The 1,033-nt window shown below is 59.1% G+C and carries 1 protein-coding gene; it reads right to left on the bottom strand.

Going from position 1 to position 1,033, the window contains the following annotated elements:
• A complete protein-coding gene (locus IB248_RS30875) occupies positions 1-966 on the bottom strand; it encodes an IS481 family transposase (RefSeq protein ID WP_192242242.1) in 966 nt (321 codons plus the stop codon).
• Between the last annotated feature and the right edge of the window lie 67 nt (positions 967-1,033).

Here is a 1,033-nt window from a genome sequence, read left to right as displayed (position 1 = left end):
CTAGGTGTGTGGTCCCGGAATGAGATGGTGCGGATTGATTTTGAAGATTGACGGGTCCCTTGTCCAGGCGTTGCAGATTGCTTGATAGGGCGTTCGCCATCGGAGCGCCTTGAGGTGTTTGGCGAGGTTGTAAGCAGTGACGAAGGCCAGGACATGGGCCTTGAGACTTTCCAGGTCGTCATAATGGTAGACCTTGACGGTGGCGTCCTTGATGGTTCGATTCATCCGCTCGGCCTGGCCGTTCGTCCAAGGATGGTAGGGCTTGGTCAGCCGATGCTCGATGCTGTTAGCGATGCAGACGCGGTCGAAGATATGCGGGCCTAGGAAGCGGCGGCTGGGGCCGGTGCGGTTTTTGGGCAGGTCGGCGAAGGCCATACCATTGTCGGTAAGCACGGTGTGGATCTTGTAGGGGAAAACCTCGACCACATTCCGAAGGAAGGCTGCGCCTTCCATCTTTCCAGCGCAGTCGTGGAACTCGACATGGGTGAACTTCGAAACCCGGTCGATGGCGAGGAACATGACCAGCTTTCCATCGGCATGCCGCAACTCGCAACTGTCGATGTGGACGTAACCCATCTCGTAGTTCTTGAACCGCTTGCGCCGCTCCTTGGTTTCCTCGACCGGTAGTCGGGATATGCCATGGCGTTGCAGGCAGCGGTGCAGCGCGCTGCGACTAAGGTTGGGAATGGTATCGCGTAGGCAGCCCAGCACGTCATCCAGTGGCAGCAGCGTCTTCTGCCGGAAAGCCACCACGATGGCCTCCTCAGCCGGCGTCAGCACCGTGCTCTTGGGAGACTTAGGCCCCATCGGTGCATCGGCCGTCGTGGTCCGCTCGCGCCATTTGGCCACCGTCTTCGAGTTCAGGCCGTAGCGGGCGGCAAGGGACCGGGTACTTTCTTGCGACGCTTGGAGTTCGGCTCGAAGACGCGGCGTCGTGCGGGCGCTGCCGTGAAGAATACTTCCCATAATGCATCCTCTTCCTGACGACTCAGGTTCAATGATGCACCATCACACTCAGGGACTACACACCTAG

Source organism: Rhizobium sp. RHZ01 (assembly GCF_014851595.1).
Taxonomy (GTDB): Bacteria; Pseudomonadota; Alphaproteobacteria; order Rhizobiales; family Rhizobiaceae; genus Rhizobium; species Rhizobium altiplani.
This window is presented reverse-complemented; position numbering and strand designations above follow the sequence as displayed.